This window comes from Curtobacterium caseinilyticum, assembly GCF_030363035.1.
Lineage (GTDB): Bacteria > Actinomycetota > Actinomycetes > Actinomycetales > Microbacteriaceae > Curtobacterium > Curtobacterium caseinilyticum.
In genome coordinates this window covers 25100-45239 of sequence record NZ_JAUCMN010000006.1, presented here as the reverse complement: position 1 = coordinate 45239, position 20140 = coordinate 25100, and the positions used below count along the sequence as shown (strand labels likewise).

19 protein-coding genes are annotated in these 20140 nt (G+C 66.9%); 15 read left to right on the top strand and 4 right to left on the bottom strand.

Translation table 11 applies throughout. From position 1 onward, the window contains the following. Positions 1-38: 38 nt before the first annotated feature. Positions 39-1037 (bottom strand): nuclease-related domain-containing protein, encoded by a 999-nt coding sequence (locus QUG93_RS09750; RefSeq protein ID WP_289473710.1) that lies wholly within the window; start codon positions 1035-1037, stop codon positions 39-41. 138 nt (positions 1038-1175) lie between these two features. Between QUG93_RS09750 and QUG93_RS09745 the strand changes: the two genes are divergently transcribed. After that, positions 1176-2126 carry a hypothetical protein gene (locus tag QUG93_RS09745; RefSeq protein WP_289473709.1) on the top strand — a complete coding sequence of 317 codons (951 nt, stop codon included), beginning with the start codon at positions 1176-1178 and terminating at the stop codon, positions 2124-2126. 90 nt (positions 2127-2216) lie between these two features. Here the strand turns inward: QUG93_RS09745 and QUG93_RS09740 are convergent, their stop codons facing one another. After that, positions 2217-2936 (bottom strand): CPBP family intramembrane glutamic endopeptidase, encoded by a 720-nt coding sequence (locus QUG93_RS09740; protein WP_289473708.1) that lies wholly within the window; start codon positions 2934-2936, stop codon positions 2217-2219. 154 nt (positions 2937-3090) lie between these two features. On the opposite strand from QUG93_RS09740, the gene QUG93_RS09735 reads away from it, so the two are divergent. Genes QUG93_RS09735 through QUG93_RS09690 form a run of 10 tightly spaced genes read left to right on the top strand, consistent with a single transcriptional unit; the run spans position 3091 to position 13787 of the window. Next, complete coding sequence (locus QUG93_RS09735) at positions 3091-4539, top strand: tyrosine-protein kinase domain-containing protein (protein ID WP_289473707.1); 1449 nt, start codon at positions 3091-3093, stop codon at positions 4537-4539. 13 nt (positions 4540-4552) lie between these two features. Next, positions 4553-5506, top strand: coding sequence for a beta propeller repeat protein (locus tag QUG93_RS09730; protein WP_289473706.1), 954 nt, complete (start codon positions 4553-4555; stop codon positions 5504-5506). A 2-nt stretch (positions 5507-5508) separates the two neighbouring features. Then, on the top strand, positions 5509-6963 hold the full coding sequence (locus QUG93_RS09725) for a sugar transferase (protein WP_289473705.1): 1455 nt from the start codon (positions 5509-5511) through the stop codon (positions 6961-6963). Then, a complete protein-coding gene (locus QUG93_RS09720; protein ID WP_289473704.1) occupies positions 6963-7817 on the top strand; it encodes a glycosyltransferase in 855 nt (284 codons plus the stop codon). Before QUG93_RS09725 ends, QUG93_RS09720 begins: the two co-directional genes overlap by 1 nt. Continuing rightward, on the top strand, positions 7814-8704 hold the full coding sequence (locus QUG93_RS09715; protein ID WP_289473703.1) for a glycosyltransferase family 2 protein: 891 nt from the start codon (positions 7814-7816) through the stop codon (positions 8702-8704). Before QUG93_RS09720 ends, QUG93_RS09715 begins: the two co-directional genes overlap by 4 nt. Continuing rightward, positions 8671-9939 carry a lipopolysaccharide biosynthesis protein gene (locus QUG93_RS09710; RefSeq protein ID WP_289473702.1) on the top strand — a complete coding sequence of 423 codons (1269 nt, stop codon included), beginning with the start codon at positions 8671-8673 and terminating at the stop codon, positions 9937-9939. Before QUG93_RS09715 ends, QUG93_RS09710 begins: the two co-directional genes overlap by 34 nt. After that, complete coding sequence (locus tag QUG93_RS09705; RefSeq protein ID WP_289473701.1) at positions 9936-10775, top strand: glycosyltransferase; 840 nt, start codon at positions 9936-9938, stop codon at positions 10773-10775. The genes QUG93_RS09710 and QUG93_RS09705 overlap by 4 nt, the downstream gene beginning before the upstream one ends. Next, positions 10768-11448, top strand: a complete 681-nt coding sequence (locus QUG93_RS09700) for a CatB-related O-acetyltransferase (RefSeq protein WP_289473700.1) — start codon at positions 10768-10770, stop codon at positions 11446-11448. The genes QUG93_RS09705 and QUG93_RS09700 overlap by 8 nt, the downstream gene beginning before the upstream one ends. A 52-nt stretch (positions 11449-11500) precedes the next feature. Continuing rightward, positions 11501-12757 (top strand): hypothetical protein, encoded by a 1257-nt coding sequence (locus tag QUG93_RS09695; RefSeq protein WP_289473699.1) that lies wholly within the window; start codon positions 11501-11503, stop codon positions 12755-12757. A gap of 13 nt (positions 12758-12770) precedes the next feature. After that, entirely contained in the window at positions 12771-13787 is a 1017-nt protein-coding gene (locus tag QUG93_RS09690; RefSeq protein WP_289473698.1) for a glycosyltransferase family 2 protein, read from the top strand. On the opposite strand, the gene QUG93_RS09685 is transcribed toward QUG93_RS09690, so the two are convergent. Then, entirely contained in the window at positions 13747-14820 is a 1074-nt protein-coding gene (locus tag QUG93_RS09685) for an acyltransferase family protein (protein ID WP_289473697.1), read from the bottom strand. The genes QUG93_RS09690 and QUG93_RS09685 overlap by 41 nt on opposite strands. A gap of 110 nt (positions 14821-14930) precedes the next feature. Here QUG93_RS09685 and QUG93_RS09680 point away from each other — a divergent pair, with 110 nt between their 5' ends. Both QUG93_RS09680 and QUG93_RS09675 read left to right on the top strand, forming a co-directional pair. Continuing rightward, a complete protein-coding gene (locus tag QUG93_RS09680; protein ID WP_289473696.1) occupies positions 14931-16751 on the top strand; it encodes a DUF4012 domain-containing protein in 1821 nt (606 codons plus the stop codon). Between the two features lie 440 nt (positions 16752-17191). After that, positions 17192-17761 (top strand): sortase, encoded by a 570-nt coding sequence (locus QUG93_RS09675; RefSeq protein ID WP_289473695.1) that lies wholly within the window; start codon positions 17192-17194, stop codon positions 17759-17761. A 281-nt stretch (positions 17762-18042) separates the two neighbouring features. Here QUG93_RS09675 and QUG93_RS09670 read toward each other — a convergent pair whose 3' ends face one another. Beyond that, positions 18043-18909 carry a VanZ family protein gene (locus tag QUG93_RS09670; RefSeq protein ID WP_289473694.1) on the bottom strand — a complete coding sequence of 289 codons (867 nt, stop codon included), beginning with the start codon at positions 18907-18909 and terminating at the stop codon, positions 18043-18045. A 270-nt stretch (positions 18910-19179) separates the two neighbouring features. Between QUG93_RS09670 and QUG93_RS09665 the strand changes: the two genes are divergently transcribed. Further along, entirely contained in the window at positions 19180-19506 is a 327-nt protein-coding gene (locus tag QUG93_RS09665; RefSeq protein WP_289473693.1) for a hypothetical protein, read from the top strand. Between the two features lie 105 nt (positions 19507-19611). Continuing rightward, on the top strand, positions 19612-19941 hold the full coding sequence (locus QUG93_RS09660; RefSeq protein WP_289473692.1) for a hypothetical protein: 330 nt from the start codon (positions 19612-19614) through the stop codon (positions 19939-19941). Positions 19942-20140: the final 199 nt, after the last annotated feature.

Below are 20140 nucleotides of genomic sequence, written 5' to 3'. Positions count from 1 at the left end.
GTGCGTCGTGCCTCTGGTCGGTGGTGCGTGCGCTTCCGTCACGCCTCGGGCAGGCGGTACGTCCCGATCGTGATGGTGTGCGCGCCCTGACCGGCGAGCTGCCGGACGACGGCGTCGGTGCGTGACCGGTTCGGCACCGCGTGCTTGCGCGCCAGGTCGGTGACGAGCCCACGCAGCTCGTTGTCGTTCGTCACCACGGCCGTCGTCGCCGAGCGCCCCGTCGGGGTCGTGCTCGTGCTGCGGTCCTCGGCGTTCACGTAGGCGGCGGCGTCGCCCGAGTAGAACACGCACGAATCCACCCACTGCGGGCCGTTGCCGTCCTCGTCGGCCAGGAACCGCTGCAGCCGGCGGGCCTGCTGCCGGACCTGGCGGGTCGGAGCGGTGCCACCGGCCTGCACGCGGACCTGCCACCAGTGCTCGATCTCGTCGGCGGAGTCGAGCACCCGACGGCTCCGCACCTGGATCGCGAACGACCCCGTCAGCGCCGATTCGTCCAGTAGGTTCCGGAACGCGTGGTGCACCGAGCTCGGCTTGCGCCCGTCGAAGACGATGCCGTTCCAGCGCTTGTTCTCGATGACGAGTACGTGTCCGGACTCGAACACGAGCACGTGGTCGAGCTGCGCCGCGTAGCTGCGGTCGCGGTCCCGCTCGCCCTGCGCCACCGGCACGAACACGACGTTGGTCAGCAGGGCGCCGTTGATGCCCGCAGCCTTGCAGACATCGAGGATGGTGCGCTGCGAGGCCTCCTCCCACCGCATGCCCGTGCGGGCGAGGGTGCGTGCGTGCTCGGCCTCCGTGACGGCCTGCTGCCGGGCGGCATCCGCGCCGGCGAGCTGGCGCGCGTGCTCGGCCTCGGTGGCGGCGGTGCGCTCGCGGTGCTCGCGCTCGAGGGTGCCGGTGCGGTGTCCGAGCCGGACCTCGGCATCGGCGAGGGCGGAACGGCTGGTGGACTGGGTCCGCCGCAGGACGATCACCAGGACGACCACGACGACCGCGAGCCCCCCGGCGACCAACCACGGCACGAGGTCGCTGGTCATGGGATCACCCCATCACAGGGCGACCCGGAGCCACCGCCACACCCCGGCGCGTCCCGAGGACCGGGTCGCGATGTGTCCCTCGGTACACGGACGGGCCGGAGGCCGAGGCTGCTGGAGGCATCCCGCTACGGTGTCCGGATGCACGGGGGAGAGCGCAGCAGCGCGCAGCAGGTCGTCGTCGGACTCGGGGTGGGGATCGGTTCGGCGGTCGTCGGCCTGCTGCCGTGGATCGTCACCGGCATGCGGCTACCGCTCCAGAACACCTGGGCGACACCGACCACCGACCCGTCGGACATGCCGATCGCCCTGCTGCCCTTCAGCCAGTACGCCGTGACGACGATCGCCGCGGTGCTGCTCGTCGGCGGAGCGGTCACCGGCATCGTCGTCCGGGTGCTGCGCGATCGGGGAGTCCTCGGACGGAGCGGGTCGCTCGCCGCGCTCGGCGGACTGGTCGGGCTGCAGGTCGTCGCCGTCGTCGAGACCGCGGTCGTCACGGGGGCCGGGATGCGGATGGACGGGACGCCCGGCACGGGTGGGGACATCAGCGCGTCGCAGCTGTACGTCGTGGCGCTCGCCGTCGGGTCGCTCGTGTGCGTCGCGGTCGCCGCGGTGCTGGCGGTGCTGATCGGCCGAGCCGCACCTGGCGGCGCGCTCGTCGCTCTCGCGCTCGCCGCCGTCGCACTCGGCGTCTGGGCCGATGCACTCGTCGTGCCGCCGGTGGAATCGGTCGGTGACGGCGCTGGTGCGGCGCTCGCGGTGCTGCGGTGGCTCCCCGCGGTGGCGGTCGGCGCCGCGATCGCATGGACCGGGCTCCGGACGATCGGTCAGGGGGTCGGCGCGGTGGTCGCGCTCGGGGTCCTCTGGACGGGGACCGCGCTCATCACCGCCGTGTCCTACGCACTGGGCTCGCGCGTCTACCTGCCGTACCCGGTCGAGATGGTCTCAGCCGGTGCCACGGTCTTCGTCATGGCGTTGGGTCCGGCAGGGGCGAGCCTGGTGCCCGTGGTGGTCGCTGCCGTGGTCGGGGTGCTCGGAGCGGTCGCCGTGCGGTGGTGGGCGAGGCGCCGGCACCGACCCGAGGCCGTCTGACCCGCCGGGTCCGTCTGGTCCGTCCGGCCGTGGGCTCCGCCCGGTCCGCCTGGTCCCGCTGGCCCGTGTGGTCCGTTCGGTCCCTCGATCTCAGCGTGGCCAGGTCGCGACGACCGCCACGGCGTTGAAGAGCACGTGCGCGACGATCGCGCCGCCGACCCGGTTCGTCATCGCGACCAGTGTGCCGGTCAGCAGCCCGAGCACGAACGTCGTCAGGAACACCTGGAAGCCGCCGAGCGTCGTCGTGGCAGCGCCGAGGAACAGGTGCGCCAGGGCGAACAGGAACGCCGTCACGAGCACGGCCAGCCAGCGGGTGCGCGGCGTGAGCTCGGCCGCGAGCAGACGCTGGAAGAGCCCGCGGAAGAACAGCTCCTCGAGCACGGGGCTCACGAGCACGATGCCGATCGCCGACACGAGCAGCAACCCGACGTCCGGGGTGCCGAGGGACGGCGGCGGCACCAGGCCGGTCGTGCCGGTGAAGGTCAGCGCGAGCACGGCGTCGAACACCCGGGTCAGGATGACGATCCCCAGCGCGAACACCACGTCGCCGATCTCGATGCGGAACCGGCCGAACAGGTCGCGGCCGGTCCGCCGGACGACCCAGATGATGCCGAACACCAGCGGCACCCAGACCGCGACGTCGCCGACGATCACCTGCAGCACGGGGCCGGGGACCGCTCCGCGGAGCGTCAGCGTGCTCACGATCCGGGCGAGCACGACCGCGAGGACGAGTGCCACCAGCAGGGCCACCAGGTCCCGCTGCCGGGCGGTCGAGGGCTCGGTGGTCGCCACTTCCGGCTCGGAGGTCATGGGGCGAGCGTAGAGGACCGCCGACGCAGATCGGGCAGAACAGGCGAGCGAGGCTCATCCGTGTGGCACTATTTGAATGCCGTCTGCTGGGACAACCCCCGCGGAACCTGTGTCGGGACCACAGGAACGGCGAGGATCGGGGAAGGCGGGCCGCGTGGAACTGCGCGACTACATCACTGTGCTCCGGAAGGGGTGGGTGCTCATCGTGGTGCTCGCCCTGGTGGGCGTCGCGGCGGCTGCAGGGTTCTCCCTGCTCAAGAAGCCCGTGTACTCCGCCTCGGCACAGGTGTTCGTGTCCACCGAGACGTCGGGTAGCGCGAGCGACCTGGCGCAGGGCAACACGTTCACGCAGCAGCGGGTCCTGACCTACTCGAACCTGGTGACGACGCCGATCGTGCTCCTGCCGGTCATCTCGTCGCTGCAGCTCGACATGAACGCCGACCAGCTCGCGACGATGGTGTCCGCGACCGCGCCGACGAGCACGACCCTCATCTCGATCAGCGTGAACGACACGAACCCGGTCCGAGCGACCGAGATCGCGAACGCGACCTCGCAGAGCCTGACGAACGTCGTCGAGAAGATCGAGGCGACCGACGCGGACGGCACGAGCACCGTCAAGCTCACCCGGGTGAAGCAGGCCGACGTGCCGCTGAAGCCTGTCAGCCCCAACGTCCCGGTCAACATCGCGCTCGGCTTGCTCGTCGGCCTGGCCCTCGGCGTCGGCATCGCCGTGCTGCGCGAGACGCTCGACAACCGCGTCCGCGTCGAGACCGACGTCGAGAAGATCAGCGACAAGCCGGTCGTCGGGGGCATCGCGTTCGACAGCAAGGCTTCCGAGCGGCCCCTGATCGTGCAGGTCGACCCGCGCAGCCCGCGCGCCGAGTCCTTCCGCACGCTCCGCACGAACCTGCAGTTCCTCGACCTGGGCACCGGCTCGCGGACGTTCGTGATGACGTCGTCGATGCAGTCCGAGGGCAAGAGCACCACGGTCGCGAACCTGGCGATCGCACTCGACAGCGCCGGATTCAAGGTCATCCTGATCGACGCCGACCTCCGCCGCCCCCGCGTGGGCGAGTACATGGAAGTCGACAGCGCTGCCGGGCTGACCGACGTTCTCATCGGTCGCGCCACGCTCGAGGACGTCGCCCAGCCCTGGGGCCGCGGCAACCTCGTCGTCCTGCCCGCCGGCCAGATCCCGCCGAACCCGTCCGAGCTCCTCGGCTCGAAAGCGATGCAGGACCTCATCACGACGCTCGAGCAGCAGTTCGACTACGTGCTGTTCGACGCACCGCCGCTGCTGCCCGTCACCGACGCGGCCATCCTGTCGAAGAAGGCCTCTGGCGCGATCCTCGCCGTGGCGTCGGGCAAGACCCACAAGGGCCAGCTCGCCGCCGCCGTCGCCTCGCTCGAGAACGTCGGCGCCCCGATCGCCGGCTTCGTCATCACGATGATGCCGCTCAAGGGCCCGGGTGCCTACGGCTACGGCCGCTACGGGTACGGCTACGGGTACGGGCTCGACGAAGCGGAGCCAGCACAGCGGCCCGCGCAGTCGACCGGCAAGTCCCGCGGCAAGCTCGGCGTCGTCCGTCGCGCGGACCGCTGACGGAGGCCGGGGGATGAGTGAGCGCCGGGGGGCCCGAGGCCTCGGCACCAGCCTGCCGCGCACCACGTTGATCGGCGTCGCCGTCATCGTCGTCGCGCTCGTCGTCATCGACGTCGTGCTCGTCGCCCTCGCGCTCGCACGCACCGCGCCGGAAGCCAGCGGTCAACCTCGTCCCATCCCCACGTTCGGCGTGCAGCAGAGCGGTCCGGCGACGCCGGCCGCGTCGCCGTCCGCGTCAGCGACCGCCGACTCCTCGGACGCCGGCGTCGCGTCGGCCGACCACCTGCTGTCTGCCATCGACGGCCTGGAGGCGTGGCGCGCCTCCAGTACGACGTGTGCCGACCCGAAGGCGGTGCTGGAGCACACGACGGACGGTGGCAAGGAGTGGCAGGCGGTCGACCTCGACGCTGACGTCCGGACGATCGCGGCGCTGCGCGCCACGTCGTCCGGTGTGTCCGTGCTCGTCGGGACCGGCGACACGTGCGCGACCGAGGTGCGGACGACCACCGACGACGGCGCGACCTGGGCCGACGGCGAGGCCGGAGCAGCCGGCGCCGGGATCACCGAGCAGGGGCTCGTCCTCGGCGGCGACGTCGTCGACCCGCCGTGCGAGGACCCCGCCGACGCGTTCCGCGGTGACAGCACGACGCTCGTCGCCTGCGACGAGCAGCTCGACTGGCGCACGGGTGCGGGTGCCTGGGTCGACGTGCCCGTCGACGGCGTGCGGGCGATCGCGGTGGACGGCGGCGAGTACACCCTCGCCCGCGCCGGCACCGCGAGCTGCGACGGACTGCAGATCGAGACGATGCCCGCCGCCGGCGTGACGAACGCGACGACGACCACGCCCATCGGCTGCAACCACGTGCCGACCGAGCGACCGGTCGCGCTCGACCGGTCCGGTGACGACGTGTGGATGTGGTCCGGCGACAGCGTCGCGGTGTCGAAGGACGGCGGGGCGACGTGGTGACGGTGACCGAGCGGACCTCCGTGCGGACCGATGGCTGGGAGTCCATGTACTCCCGGCGCCTCGTCATCACGGACGTGCTTGCGCTGGTCTGGGTCGTGTTCGGCGTGCAGATCGCTTGGTTCGGCTTCGACAGCCGCGAGGTTGCAGGAAGCCCAGCAGACCTCGCACTCGGCTACACCTTCGTTTCCGTTATCTTGGTCGTCGCCTGGCTGTTCGTGCTCGCCCTCTACGACACCCGCGACCCCCGCTACGTCGGTAGTGGCGCAGGAGAGTACCGACGGATCGTTGACTCCGCGATCCGCCTATTCGCTTTTGTCGCAATCGTCGCCTACGCCTTCAAGCTCGACATCGCACGGGGTTACATCTTCATCGCCTTCCCCGTCGGCGTGCTCTTGTTGCTGCTCACGCGATGGATGTGGCGGCAGTGGCTCAACGCCCAGCGTCGATCGGGTCGCTTCTCGGCGCAGGTGGTGCTGGTCGGTTCGACTCCCTCAGTTGAGCACATCGCACGGGAACTCATACGGCACCCCGAGGAGGGCTACCGCGTCGTCGGCGCATGTGTGCCTTCGGGGGAGATCGGTTCGACGCTCGGGATGACGGTCGTTCCGATCCTCGGCCGCATACCCGATGCAGTCACCGCGCTCCGGAGCATCGGAGCCGACACCGTCGCCGTCACCAGCTCGGACGACCTCGGCGCACAGGCGGTCAGAGAGCTGAGCTGGGAGCTGGAAGGCGGTCGCGAGCACCTGATCGTGGCACCGAGCCTCACTGAGGTGAACGGACCGCGCATCCACACCCGGCCCGTCGCGGGTTTGCCACTGATCCACGTCGAGATGCCGCGGTACGACGGATCGGCGCTGTTCCTGAAGCGCGCGTTCGACATCGTGGGCTCCGCGGCGCTCATCGTCGCCCTCTCACCGCTGCTGATCGTCCTCGCCATCGTGGTGAAAATGACGAGCGCCGGACCGGTGCTCTACCGGCAGGAGCGCATCGGACTGAACGGCGTGCCCTTCGACATGCTCAAGTTCCGGTCGATGCGAGTGAACGCCGACGCCGAGCTGTCGGCGCTGCTCGCAGCTCAGGGGAAGGGGGACACCCCGCTCTTCAAGCTCGACAACGACCCGCGCATCACCCCGATCGGCCACTTCCTCCGGAAGCACTCGCTTGACGAGTTCCCGCAGCTGTTCAACGTGTTCTTCGGCACGATGAGCCTCGTCGGCCCGCGACCTCAGCGAGAGGGCGAGGTCGCGCTGTACGACGCCGCTGCCTCGCGTCGACTCCTGCTCAAACCGGGAATGAGCGGGCTCTGGCAAGTCGGAGGACGGTCGTCGCTCGGTTGGGAGGATGCGATCCGATTGGATCTGTACTACGTGGAGAACTGGTCGATCACGGGTGACCTGGTGATCCTGTGGCGCACGGTCCGCGCGGTGCTTGCGCCGGGAAGCGATGCGCACTGATGACGCGGTTAGGACAGTCCTCGGAACTCCCCGACACTCGCCGACTGGTCTGGCATTTCGTTACCGTAACGTTCAACAGCGCCCGGGACCTTCGCCGCCACTGGCCTGCCGTAAACCTTCCCCCGCACAGTCGTTGGACCGTCGTAGACAACGCCTCGACTGACGATTCCGTGGAGATCGCGAGACAGCTGGGGGCCACGGTCATTTCACTTCCTGCGAACGTCGGGTTCGGCGCTGCGAACAACATCGGGGCTCGGTCTGTTCAGAGTCAATTCATCGCTTTCGTGAACCCAGACATCGAGGTCGTCGGATCGGCACTCGACGAGCTCGCTCAGAACTTTGAAATTGATCCCGGGGCTGTCGTTGCGCCTCAACTCCTCAACGTGGACCGCACCCCTCAGCCTTCGGGACGCAACCTCCCGACGCTCTCGTCGAAAATCTTCAATCGTCTACCCGGCGCAGAGTCGCGTGACTACCAGATCACCGCGAACCCAGGGGAACGCCGGTACATCTCCTGGGCGATCGGGGCTGCGATTGCGATGACGGCCGAGACTTTCGACGAGATCCCTTGGGATGACCGCTTCTTCGTCTACTACGAGGATTCCGACTTGGGCCTCCGGGCCTGGCGCTCGGGCCACGCAGTCGTGCTCGATGGTCGTGTCCGATGGGTCCACGGGTGGGCGCGCGAAACGTTCCGCTTCAACCTTGCGGCCTGGCGGCTCGAGGTCGCGAGCATGACGAAGTTTTACCTCCGGTACCCGCATCTCCTGCTGCCAGTTGTCTTCGCTCGTCTCTTCCACCCGGAGCGGGCGCGAATCGGGCGTGTTGTTGCGAGCGAGGAGGCGCAGGCGTGACCGACCGACGCGAGCCCTCTTTGACGATCGTCTCGGTGCTCTACGGCGGAGCTGCGGTGCTCGAGTCGACGCTTCCCACTTGGCGTGACGCCGTCGAGGCATCGGTCGAGGTCGTGTTCGTCGACCACAGCCCAGAACCGCTGAAGGCCCACCTCGACCTCGAATCCTGGGCGCGTTACGTCTGGAATCCAGATAATCCCGGGTTCGCGGCTGGTGTGAACAACGGAGTAGCACTTGCAGAGAGCGAGCGCATCTTCCTGCTGAATCCCGACGTCTACTTGACTCGCTCTGCTGTCGAGTCAGTCATGTCGCTGCCTGATTCGGGCCCGTACTCGGTCGCACTCCGGACAGACGGGATCGATCACCTCGGCGTCGAGTACTCATGGTGGGGGTTCTGCCGTGACAGGGTGGACTCGGAGCGCTTCTTGATCGGCCCAAGCGGGGGCGCGGCGGTGTTCTCCACATCGCTCGTCCGCGACGAGGTGCCGTTCCCCGAGCACCTCTTCGCCTGGGGTGAAGACGCAGAATGGGGTCTTCTCCTGCAATCCCGAGGCATTGAGACGAGGGCTCTCGAGGAGATCACGCTCGACCACATCGGAGGTCACTCAGTGGCGAATCCGGCTGGACAGCGTCTCAAGGCACGCTTACTCGTGAGGAATCGAATCGCAACATTCCGCCGCATGCTCTCCGCTCCCGCAAAGTGCTTCATCGCCTTGCCGTTCTTCGCAGCGGTCGCGGCAAACGGCCTCCGGAAGGTGAGGCAGGGTACGTCCGCTGCGTACTTCCGCGGGGTGATGCAGGGGCTCAGCATGGAAGTGCCAGCGCCGGCAACCGACCGAATCAGCGTCCGCCAATGGCGCAGGATCACCGGGCGTCGGGTGAAGTGACGTTGAGGATCGTTGATGTTCAGCCAGTTCGAAGAGTCCGGATCACGAACATGAACCGCCAAGTCATCGTCCTGATCGCTTCGCGCGGCGTCGCGGCCGTTCTCCAATCGATCTCGTTTATGCTCCTCAGCCGCGTGGTAGACGTGCGGACGTTCGGCGCAATCGGTGTGCTGACGGCGCTGGCCGGCTTCGCGCTCCTCGTGACCGACCTCGGCATCACGGCTACTCTCTCGCGTGCCCGTGCACGAGCGGACCAGGGGATGGTCGCAGGAGCTCTTCGCCTCAATGACGTCGTGACCGTGGTGACTGCTGTGACGTTCGCGGTCATCGCCGGTTTCACGGCTTCGCCTCATCTTGCTCTCGGGCTGCTCGCGCTCTCGCTGACACTCGAACGGAACACCGAGACTCACCTCAGCGTCTTCTTCGCTGATGGCTCAAGGGCAGTGCCGGCCGCATCGATCCTCGGACGGAGGCTGCTCATGCTCGGGGCGTTCGGCGGGTTGCTCCTCGTACGCTTGGATGGCGCGATTGCTTTCGCCCTGGCTCAACTCGTTGGCGTCATCTTCAGTCAGCTCCTGCAACGACTCACGGTCATGAGGGTGCGCGGAGATGTCCGCGCCATAGGTCTTAGAGGGGTGCTCGCAGGGTCGTGGCGGTTCTGGGCCAGTTCTGTCCTCAACCAAGTTCGTATCCTCGATTCCGCGGTTGTAGGCGCGTTCGCCTCGGTGGCGAGCGCGGGCCTCTACTCAGCGGCGCAGAAGCTGGTCAACCCGATGCTTCTCTTACCGGCGTCCTTGTCCCAGGTCATTCTTCCGGCTGTCGCCAAGAGCGGAAGCGACGCTGTTCGGATTACGCGCAACGTCTGCCTCCTGCTGCTCTCTTCCTACGTCGTCCTCATCCCAGTCTGTTTCTTCGCGAGCGATCTGCTGAGGTTGTTGTTCGGTTCGCCGTACGCCGAGGCAGCGCCGATCCTGGTCTGGGCACTCATCGGATTCCCGATGCTCGCCTTGTCCGGCCCGCTCGCAGCGATCCTGCAGGGGCGTCACGATGAAGGCTTTGTCGCGGCGAATGGCGCCGCCTTCGCGGCCGTCGCCCTCGTGGGGATGGTGCTCGGCGCGATCTGGGAAGGTCCTGTCGGTGTTGCAGCGGCAATGACCATTTGTTATACGCTCCGCGCCCCCGTGCTCGTGCTGCGTATCGTTCGTAAGCACGGAGGGGCGGGGGCAGGACAATGACCACTGGGAACCCCGCTGATCGACGGTCCGCACAGGTCGCGATCATTGTCGTTCGGTTTAAGAAGCCGCTTCATGAAATCAGCCTGTTGCGGGCGCTTCCGATGATCGACCTGAGCGCCGTGCCCGAGGTCATCATTGTCGACAACTCGCCTGAACCCGCCCCGGCCGATGAGATCGCCACGCTCCCAAGCGTCATCAAGTACCGGTGGCTCGGGGGAAATGTCGGTCTTGCAAGGGCCTACAATTCGGCGGTCGAACAGCTCCAGTCGAGTTGGACGCACGTGGTGTTCCTCGATCAAGACACAGCGGGCTTACCTCGCCTCTTTGATCGACTCGCTGAGGGACTCGGCGCAGAAGTGACGCTCCCTGCTGTTCGAGCTGGCAATGCAATCATCTCACCGTGCCGACGGATAGGACCGTGGTATCTACCCCTCAGGAGGGTGGGAGAGGTTCCTGCGAACATCAGCTGGATCAACAGCGGTATGACTGTCGCGCGCGGCACTGTATCTTCGAATCCCTTCGACGAGGAACTCTTCCTCGACTACGTCGATCATCAGTTCGCTCGGTCGAGTCTTGCGGGTGGCGCGCATGTCGAGGTGTGCTGGGACGTCATGCTCGACCAGGACTACTCACGGGACACGGACAACGAGCAGCAGGCCCTGGCTCGTTTCCGCACCTTCAACAGGGATGTGAGGCAGTTTTACCGGGGGACGTTAGTAGGACAGCTTTGGGGCTGGGCCCTCACGCTCCGGCGAGCTCTCGGGGCGACAGTGCACTACCGAACGTCAGCTTTCATCTTCAGTTGGCTGCGCACAGGAAGGACGTCTCATGGCTGACGCAGGTCGCGGTCCTATTTGGAAGGCCGCTCGGCGGATCCTCCAACGCGCGAAACTCGCGCGGCACCGGTGGCTGTGGGACAAGCAGAACAGTCACAACGAGACGAGCGCCGTCAACCAGTTCGATCGAGCCAAGGTCGCGGTCGGTCGGTACAGCTACGGGCCGCTGCGTGTCATCGACGGTGCCAACACGAGCCGCCTCAAGATCGGTATGTTCTGCTCCATCGCCGAGGACGTGACGTTCATCCTGAACGGCGATCATCCAATCGATCGAGTGACAACCTTCCCGCTTCGCGCATTCGTCCTTCGGGAAGGCGAACAGGTCGGTTCTCGCGGCGACATCACGGTGGCGGATGACGTGTGGATTGGCCATGGGGCGATAGTCATGTCCGGTGTGACGCTTGGCCGCGGAAGTATCGTGGCCGCCGGAGCAATCGTGACTCGCGACGTCGCACCGTTCTCGGTCGTTGCCGGGGCCCCGGCCCGTCACCTGCGCAAGCGAGTCTCAGCAGAGGTGGAAAGGGTTCTTCGCTCGTTCAACTTAGAGGACCTTGACCCGCAGACCGTTCGCGCCCACCTCGAGCTACTGGAGTCGCCACTCGGTCCATCACGACTCGATGAGCTGTCGTCCTTTGCCCGGAGTAGCCCCGAGAAGGGTCATCGAGGCGCGTGACACGAACGAAGGGTAAGACGCGACGAACTCGCGGGGAGGCTCGAGCATGCGGGTGATAACCAACTACCACTTCTGGTACGCCGTGACCTGGCTTTGTTGCCTTTTGGTGTACAGCTGGGGCTGGTCCGAGCTCAACGCGCCGCTCCGTGCAGACCTGATCGCGTTCTTGCTCATCACCGCGATGACGTCAATCGTCATCCTCGTGCTCCAGGCCGCGAGAGGTACCGCGGCGACCGATCGATGGAGTCCAGCCCGCGAGGAGCCGGCGTCCGGCGGACGAAAGATGACTGCGTTTTTCATCCTGGGGTTCGCTGCAGACTTCGCCTACCAGGGTGGAGTGCCGTTCTTCCGAGGCGAGTACTCCGGGTTCGACATCACTGCGCAGCTGCAGTCGACAGTCGGGATCCCGATCATTCACGTGATCCTCATCGCTGGCGTTATTTTCTATGCGCTCGAGCGGGTGGATCGCCTCATTGTCACTCGATCAAAAACCTACGCCGTGCAGTTCGCGTTACTGATGCTTCTCCTGCTTCTCAATAATAGTCGTGGCTACATGACGTTCGTCCTGATCGGAAGCTTGCTCCTCCTTGTTGCACGGCGCTTCTCTAGCGGCGGCAAGATCCGTCCCGGCGTGCTGATTTCCGTCGCCATTGCGGGAATCGCGGTCCTCTATGGTGTGGGGGTCTTCGGCAACATTAGGTCCGGCTCGCCATGGTGGGACTCAAGTTACATCTCGCACCTAGGGCGGTACCAGGATCGCTATCCGGACTGGCTAAGTGAACAATTCCAGTGGGCCTATACCTACTTCACGAGCCCGCTCGGTAATCTCAACCTGAACCTCTCAGCGCCCGTTTCCGGGCACTGGTACCAGGTACTGCTGATGTTCGTTCCAGACACAGTCGGCAAATACCTGTTGTTGGGAAAGGTCAACGTTCTTTACCAGGTCTCGTACCTGAACGCGCCGACCGGCTATGTCGTGCCTTACTTCTTGGGTGGCGGGTTGAGTGGCCTCTACTTTGCCTATGCTGCCCAGGTCGCCCTTCTCGAGACTGGCGGAGTGATCGCGCGTCGGCTCGGCGGCGCTGTCGTGCTCTACCGCGTCTGCGCTTGCGTCGTCGTCATCGTCTTCGTGTTCTTCAATTCGTTCGCCGATGTCGCCACTTGCTTCCTGCTGCCGCTCGCGTTGATTCTTGGTGCGGTACGACGCCGTAGCATCCGCAAGCAGGAGTGCTCGCCGGGTCGCGCTCAGCTGCACTCGTTCAATGTGGGTTCGTCGCGCGACGCAGGGAGTAGAGATGTCCGCCGCTGAAAGATGTCCACGCTTGAGCGTCGTCATTCCGGCATTCAACTCGGAATTGACCATCGCAGGCACGGTCCGGTCGGTCCTTGAGCAAGCTAGCGGGGAGGTCGAAGTGCTTGTGGTCGATGACGGCAGTGAGATAGATCCGTCTACAGTCCTCGCTCAGCCAATCAGCAGCGGCCTTTGCCGAGTGCTTCGGCAGGAGAACCTCGGCGCTTCGGTGGCACGCAATCGCGGCTTCCATGCCGCCAAGGCGGCGCTGGTCATGTTCGTGGACGCCGATGACGAACTCGTTACTGGTGCTCTTGTTCCTTTCCTTCGGGCCGCGCATGAGTCCCAGGCGGACGTCACCATCTCAGACTTCTTTCTAAGCGACGGCGACTCGATGCAGTTGGTGCCCGCGGTCAATTCCAAGGAGACGGACTTTGACGAGTCTGCGCGCACGGTGTTGCAGCAACTGACTCTCGCTCGGGTCGGATTCGGTGGTAAAGCTAACATCGGACTGCTTGGCGCTCCGTGGGCTAAGATTTATCGAAAAGAATTCCTCGTTCGCGCCTTCGGCCGAGACGAAATATTCGCTCCTGGAGTGTTGCGCGGACAGGACGTGTTGTTCAACACCGAGGTGTTCGGTAAAGCACAAGCGGTGCACTATTTCCATCAGCCTTCGTACGTCTACTCAGTGAACTCCGACTCCGCGTCGCATCGGGTAGCCGTCGACTTTATTCCGCGCGTCATCACGCTGACGCTGGCGGTCGAATCGCTCATTCAGCGTCATGGGTGGGCGCCATTGACACCTGCGCTGGCGAAGATGACTGTCACGCTTCTGGAGGAGGCCATGCAGCGCCACGGGAAAACGCTCCGGATGAACGACGTCCGCGAACTGCTCGGCTGCGATATCTTGAGCCGTGCTGTGCGGCGCAGCCGCTTTCGGGACTTCAGCGTGCCGGGTCGCGTGAAGCTCGTTGCCTACCGGGCGGGCAGCGTCCCCACTTTCGCCCTCATGAAATCGCTCGGTTTTGTTCGACGGGCCGGGCGCTAGGTTGGTCCCAAATCTTCCTCAGGCTCTGCGCGGGGCGCTCGACCAGCCACCAACTCGCGGTCGCAGCGAGGACTGTGAGGGCGACGCCGCTGACCGCAAGTGGAGCGGTCAGGGGCTGCGGGCCGAGCCAAAGCACTATCGGCCAGTTCCAAAGGTATGCGGCGTAGGAAATTTTCCCAAGCCACTTTGATGGAGCGAGCCATATTCGCGGGAGTGACCTCCATTCGGCCGCCACTACAATAAGTGGAATGCTGGCCACCGACACTGACGGGCCCACCACGAGATAAAGGAGGGGTGAATCCTTCATTTCGGGTAGGAAAGAAACGACAAGTAGCAGCGCGAGCGCGATCGAGGCAATCCAGGTGGTTCTACGTGCTCCGACGGGCATCGCGCGGTTCAGCTTGCCTTTTGCATAGAACGCGGCGGCGCCGATGAGCATCGCCACGCACCAAGAGGTAGGCAAGCTGTAGATTCCCGTTACCCCCGGATAGGTCAGAGCAATAGTGCACACGAGAGCGGCGACGACCACGATGACGGAGGCGGTCAGCGCTGCCCGCTCTTTTCGAAAGCGAACGGCCAGCGCGAGGACTATTGGCCAGACGATGTAAAATTGTTCCTCGGTGGCCAACGTCCACAGGTGCTCGACAGTGGCGCTTCCATGGTCGAAGGGCAGGTTCGCCGTGTAAGTGATCCCGACGACGAGTGCGCGCACCAACCCGCTGCGATCATCGAGTGGGTTCCAAACGACAGTGACCACCGTGACGCCGACGAGTAAGAGCAGTAAAGCGGGAATGAGTCGAAGCGCACGATTTCGGTAGAAGCGCCCGTACCGGACGCGTCCAAAGCTGCGGACGTCGCGATCGAGAAGGCTCGTGATGAGATAACCGCTGAGCGTGAAGAAAATGACGACGCCGACCACGCCGCCGGTCCCGGCGACCTGCGGCCAAGAGTGCCTGAGTAAGACGAGCGCGATCGCGAGCCCGCGGAGCGCGTCGAGGCCATCTATCCTGAGCGACGTTCCCCCGCTTCGCATACGTAGGAGACTAAACTACAGAAGTCTGTCGGCCCCGCGAAGTTCATGATGTGCCGGCATCTTGCTCGTCGGCACGGGCGGGGAGTCGGTAGAGCCGTAGACTCTTCCTCATGTCCGATCAGCCCGAGTCGCGACGCGCCGCTGTACGCCGGGGGATCAGGGCCCGGACCGTGCTGTGGATCGTCCTCGCCGTCGTCCTTCTGCTGATCCTCGCCGTGGTGTGGGTCGGTGCCCGTGCCGCGCTCGCGAAGGGGCACCTGGAACGCGCGGTGTCCGACGTGAGCACCCTGCGGTCGCAGGTCGGGGACGGGGACACGAAGGCCGCCCAGGAGACGGCGAGGCAGCTCGAGGACGAAGCCTCTGCGGCGCGCTCGCTGACCGGTGATCCGGTGTGGGGCGCGGCGCAGTACGTCCCGTTCTTCGGGACCAACCTCCGCGCGGTGCGCGAGGTCTCGGTCGTCGTGGACGACGTGGCGACGGGAGCGGTCAGCCCGGTGGCCGACGTCATCGGTGGACTGAGCACCGACTCGTTTGCCCCGAAGGGCGGCAAGGTCGATCTCGAAGCGCTGGTGAAGGCGCAGCCGGCTGTCGAACGGGCCACAGCGACGCTGACGAAGGCTGACCGTGACGCGAGCGCCATCGACACGAGCGACACGCTGTCCCCGGTCACGTCCGCGGTGAACCAGCTGCGGAACGCGCTGCGCTCGGCGTCCGACCAGGTGGCCACCGCGAACCGCGTCGTGCAGCTCGCCCCCGCGATGCTGGGCAACGACGGGGAGCGGAACTACGTCCTGCTCTTCCAGAACAACGCCGAACTGCGCGCCGGTGGGGGCATTCCGGGCGCCGTGGCGCTGCTCAAGGTGCAGGACGGTGCGATCTCGCTCGGCGATCAGACGGCAGGGTCGTCGTTCGGGCCGTATCCCGAGTCGGTCCTGCCGCTCGAACCCGGCACCCGCAGCCTTTACGGCTCGATCACCGGGCGGTACATGCAGGACGTCACCCTCACGCCGCGCTTCGACGTGTCGGCGGAGCTGGCCCGCGAGATGTGGAAGCAGAAGTTCGGACAGCAGGTCGACGGTGTCCTCGCGATCGATCCGGTCACGCTGAGCTACATCCTGCGCGCGACCGGTCCGGTGCAGCTGCCGACGGGCGACACGCTCACGTCGGACAATGCGGTGCAGCTGCTCCTCAGCGACGTGTACGCCAAGTACCCGGACCCGGCAGTGCAGGACCTCTTCTTCGCCTCCGCCGCGAGCGCGGTGTTCGACAGGGTGTCGAGCGGCTCGTTCGACGCGAAGCAGTTCATCAGCGCGCTGACGCAGGGGACGCAGGAAGGGCGCCTCCGCCTGTGGAGTGCGACGAAGGCGGAACAGCAGCGTCTCGAGGGCACGCCGCTCGCGGGCGAGCTGCCCACCGTGACGAAGGCCACCCGTCAGTTCGGCGTCTACCTCAACGATGGCACCGCGTCGAAGATGGACTACTACCTCGAGAAGACCGTGTCCGTCGGCGCATCGGTCTGCCGCCCGGACGGCCGTCCGACCTCTGCGGTCGAGGTCACCATCAAGAACACCGCCCCCGCCGACGCGGCGACGAGCCTGCCCGAGTACGTGACCGGCGGCGGAGCATTCGGGACCGAGCCGGGCAAGATCAAGACGCTCGTGGCGGTGTACGCGCCGGAGAACGCGATCTACCTCGGGTCCTCGCAGGACGGCAAGCAGGTCGGCGTGCAGACGGTGATGGACGGGGATCACCCGGCCGTCCAACTCCAGACGCTGCTCGCGCCTGGGCAGAGCACGACCTTCCGCGTCGCGTTCCTCGGGGACACGAAGTACGCCAAGGCAGCCGTCGACGTCCTGTCGACCCCCGGTGTGCGGCAGAGCAAGGTCCTGCCGCTGCGGTTCGACTGCTCGGACCCGACGGCGGCGCGCTGAGCAGAGCGAACCATAGGGCGGCCTCCCTCGTCGGGACCGGAAGCTGAGGCGTGTTCATCCGCAGAGCGCAACGCCGAGTATCCCTACAACGGGGGTGCCACGACTTTCTGTACGCCGTGCTCATGTGGGCCTGCAGCTCGAACAGGACTCGCAGTTGGCAGCCCTGCGGCGCCGAGGGCTGCTCTGATCGGGGATTTGTCCCGGCGGAACCACCGCTGCCGCAAGGTGGCAGAGTGTTGCCGGCCCCGGTCAGGGGCGACCGCCAACGTGTCGTTCCGGAAAACTTTCGACCCAGGTGGCAACATCCTGAGGATCCCCGGTAGATTGAGGGAACTTCGCCATAGCGACCGCTTGCTCCTTCGCGGCACGTTCCAGGGGGAAGTGCCAACGGGCTCTGGGTGTCAGGGTCTGCAGGATCAGATCTTTAGGGGAAACACTTCATGAAGAAGCTCATCGCCGCTGCGCTCATCGCGGGCGCAGCCTTCGTTGCGGTCCCGACCGCCGCCAACGCAGCGACCTCCGGCTACGCGCCGGAGACCGCCGGCACCGTCTCGGGCAACTACGTTGCCGGTGGCACCGCCGTCGTCAACTTCAACGACAACGTCTTCGCGGCTGGCGAGACCGTCAACGTGCAGGTCACCGGTGCCGGTGCCGTCACGCTCGGCGCCCTGCCGACCACGACCGTCTCGAAGACCTACACGGCTGACGCCAACGGTGGTCTCACCATCCGCGTCACCTTCCCGGCCGGTGGCTCGGGCACCTACAACCTGACCGCGACCGGCGCCACCTCGGGCACCGTCGGCACGGCGTTCTTCAGCATCGCGCCGGCAGCCGGTGGCACCGGCACCACGGTCGGCTCGACCGGTGGCACCGGCACCCCCGGTGAGCTCGCCTTCACCGGTGGCACCATCTCCACCCTCGGCCTCTGGGCTGCCGGTGGCGCGCTCGTCCTCGGCGGTGGCCTCCTGGTCGTCCGCAAGTCGGTCCGTCGCCAGCGCGACGCCGCCTGAGTGCAGCTGAACTGAACCGAACGGAACCCCCGGCACCTCGGTGTCGGGGGTTCCGTCGTGTCCGGGGCTCCGTCACAAGCGGAGGCGGCGAGGTCCGCCCGGCGGGTCAGGTGACGACGAGGGCGATCGCGACGACGGCCACGACCGCGAGCGGCGCGGCGATCCAGAGCCACCACGGGAACATCGAGGGCGGACGGTAGCGGCGGCGTTCGGGTCGGGCCATGCGCTCGACCGTACGGGGGTGCGCTGTGCGGAGTCGGTCGAGTGCGGATCGAGTCCGTTCAGGAGCGCCGCGCGCGCCCCAGCACCACGATCCCCACCAGCATCCCGAGCACCGCCCCCGAGGTGTTCGCCAGCACGTCGTCCACGGACGCGAACCGCGCCGGCAGGAACAGCGCCTGGACCGTCTCGATCGCGCAGCTCACCACGAAGCCGCCGAGCATGCCTGCCCACCACGCCCGAGCGCCGAAGAGCAGCAGCACGAAGAACCCGAACGGCACGAAGAAGACCACGTTCGCCGTGAACTCCACCGCGTCGTACCCGAGCCAGCCCGGTGCGCCGAGGCGCTGCCCCGCCGCGATGGCCCGCACGAGGTGCGGGTACACCGCGCCGTCGACGGGGGAGCCCGCGGTCGCCACCAGGACCACCACGAGCCCGTAGGCAGCCGCCAGCGTCCACGCCACGCGCTGCGTCCGCCCGGATGCGTGCGCCGCTCGCTCCCGCGCGTGCCACGCCGCGTCGAGCAGCGAACCGAGGGCGACACCGACGAGTCCGGCCAGTGCCACGGAGCGGAACCGTTCGCCGGGCGCAGCTGCCTGGCTCGCGACGACGCCCGCGAGCACCAGCACGACACCGCCGCTGACGAGTGCACGGTGTCGCACGCCCTCCGAGAGTGGCCGGGAAGCCCTGGTCGCCCCCGCCAGCAGCACCGGCAACGGCATGGTCACCAGGGTCACGAGCATCGCCAGCACGAAGCCGTCACCGACCGCGAGCGTGCCGTGTCCGAGCGCGCGCAGCGCGCTCACGCCGGACACGAGACCCGACCGCAGCCGGTCCGGGGTGCCGGGCACGAGCACCAGGGCGACCACGAGCACGACCGCAGCGCACAGCACGCTCCGCACGATCGTGGTCCTCGTCGCGGTCCCCATGGGAACCGACGCTAGTGGGCCGAGCCTCCCGGCCGGGCCGGACGGGAGAGCGCCCGAACGAGCGCCGCAAGCAGTTCATCCACGAAACGAGTACCCCGATCCTGGTGCTGTACCCCTTTCCTGCGTGCCCCATCCCCGGAAATCCGGGGTTGTACCCCGATCGGAATGGACGGAAACCGTGAAAGGGCGGGCATCGCTGGCGGATCCGGGGGACGTTCTCGTACGGTTGTCACGTCAGCAGATGTACCCCGGATCGCGAAGGAGAGCGACATGAGCACCACGGTCACCACCGACACCCGCGAGGTCACCCTCGACACCGACACGGTCGACGTCATCGCGATCCTCGAGGCAGAGGCCGAGCACTCCGGCCGCGCCGCACGCGCCAAGACCACCTGGACGCAGGAGGACGACGGCGAGTGGATCGCCAACTACGGCGGCTACTTCGGCGGCAGCGTCGACAAGCGCGACGGCCGCTACGTCGCCTCGGACACCTTCGGCCTCGTGGTCGGCGACTTCGCCACCCTCGAAGAGGCCCAGGCCAAGCTCGCGGACCAGCTGCACGTGATGCTGCCGTCCGTCATCCGCCCGGTCGCCTGAGTGCCCGACGACCATCCCGGCCGAACGGCCACCAGCACCACCAGCACACTCCGCACGATCAGCAGGATCTGCACCACCAGCACCAGAGCAGCACGAGGAGTCACCATGAGCACCAGCGTCACCAGCAGCCACCAGGCCGAGGTGACCGTGGACACGGCGACCATCGAGGTCATCACCGGCATCGCTGCCGGTGTCGTGTCCCCCGACGCACCAGCCCGGGCGCACGTCGTCTGGTCGGAGGCCGACGCGGGGCTCTGGGCCGCGAACTACGGCGGCTACTACGGCGGCGTGATCGACCAGCAGGGCACGCACTTCTTCGTGTCCGACACCTACGGCCAGTACGTCGGCGACTTCCGCTCGCTGGACGAGGCGCAGGACCGCCTCGCCGAGCGCCTGCACGACCTGCTGCCGGACGTGCGTCGCACGCTCGACTGACACAGGGACATCCTGACGGGAGGCCCGGATCACCTCCGCCACGCGGCGGACGTGATCCGGGCCTCCCGTCTGTGCGGGGGTGGCAGCCCGGAGCCGCGTCCTGCGCCGTACCCCCAGAACGAGGAGGTCCCCCCTACTGGGGACCAGGAGTGACCCCCGGCGGGCTCAGGGTCCTGCCAGGATCGAGACGACGCCAGCG

Coding starts and splice junctions, on each gene's coding strand:
- QUG93_RS09750 (WP_289473710.1), bottom strand. CDS start 1,037: ATGACCAGCGACCTCGTGCCGTGGTTGGTCGCCGGGGGGCTCGCGGTC.
- QUG93_RS09745 (WP_289473709.1), top strand. CDS start 1,176: ATGCACGGGGGAGAGCGCAGCAGCGCGCAGCAGGTCGTCGTCGGACTC.
- QUG93_RS09740 (WP_289473708.1), bottom strand. CDS start 2,936: ATGACCTCCGAGCCGGAAGTGGCGACCACCGAGCCCTCGACCGCCCGG.
- QUG93_RS09730 (WP_289473706.1), top strand. CDS start 4,553: ATGAGTGAGCGCCGGGGGGCCCGAGGCCTCGGCACCAGCCTGCCGCGC.
- QUG93_RS09720 (WP_289473704.1), top strand. CDS start 6,963: ATGACGCGGTTAGGACAGTCCTCGGAACTCCCCGACACTCGCCGACTG.
- QUG93_RS09710 (WP_289473702.1), top strand. CDS start 8,671: ATGGCGCAGGATCACCGGGCGTCGGGTGAAGTGACGTTGAGGATCGTT.
- QUG93_RS09705 (WP_289473701.1), top strand. CDS start 9,936: ATGACCACTGGGAACCCCGCTGATCGACGGTCCGCACAGGTCGCGATC.
- QUG93_RS09700 (WP_289473700.1), top strand. CDS start 10,768: ATGGCTGACGCAGGTCGCGGTCCTATTTGGAAGGCCGCTCGGCGGATC.
- QUG93_RS09685 (WP_289473697.1), bottom strand. CDS start 14,820: ATGCGAAGCGGGGGAACGTCGCTCAGGATAGATGGCCTCGACGCGCTC.
- QUG93_RS09680 (WP_289473696.1), top strand. CDS start 14,931: ATGTCCGATCAGCCCGAGTCGCGACGCGCCGCTGTACGCCGGGGGATC.
- QUG93_RS09675 (WP_289473695.1), top strand. CDS start 17,192: ATGAAGAAGCTCATCGCCGCTGCGCTCATCGCGGGCGCAGCCTTCGTT.
- QUG93_RS09670 (WP_289473694.1), bottom strand. CDS start 18,909: ATGGGGACCGCGACGAGGACCACGATCGTGCGGAGCGTGCTGTGCGCT.
- QUG93_RS09665 (WP_289473693.1), top strand. CDS start 19,180: ATGAGCACCACGGTCACCACCGACACCCGCGAGGTCACCCTCGACACC.
- QUG93_RS09660 (WP_289473692.1), top strand. CDS start 19,612: ATGAGCACCAGCGTCACCAGCAGCCACCAGGCCGAGGTGACCGTGGAC.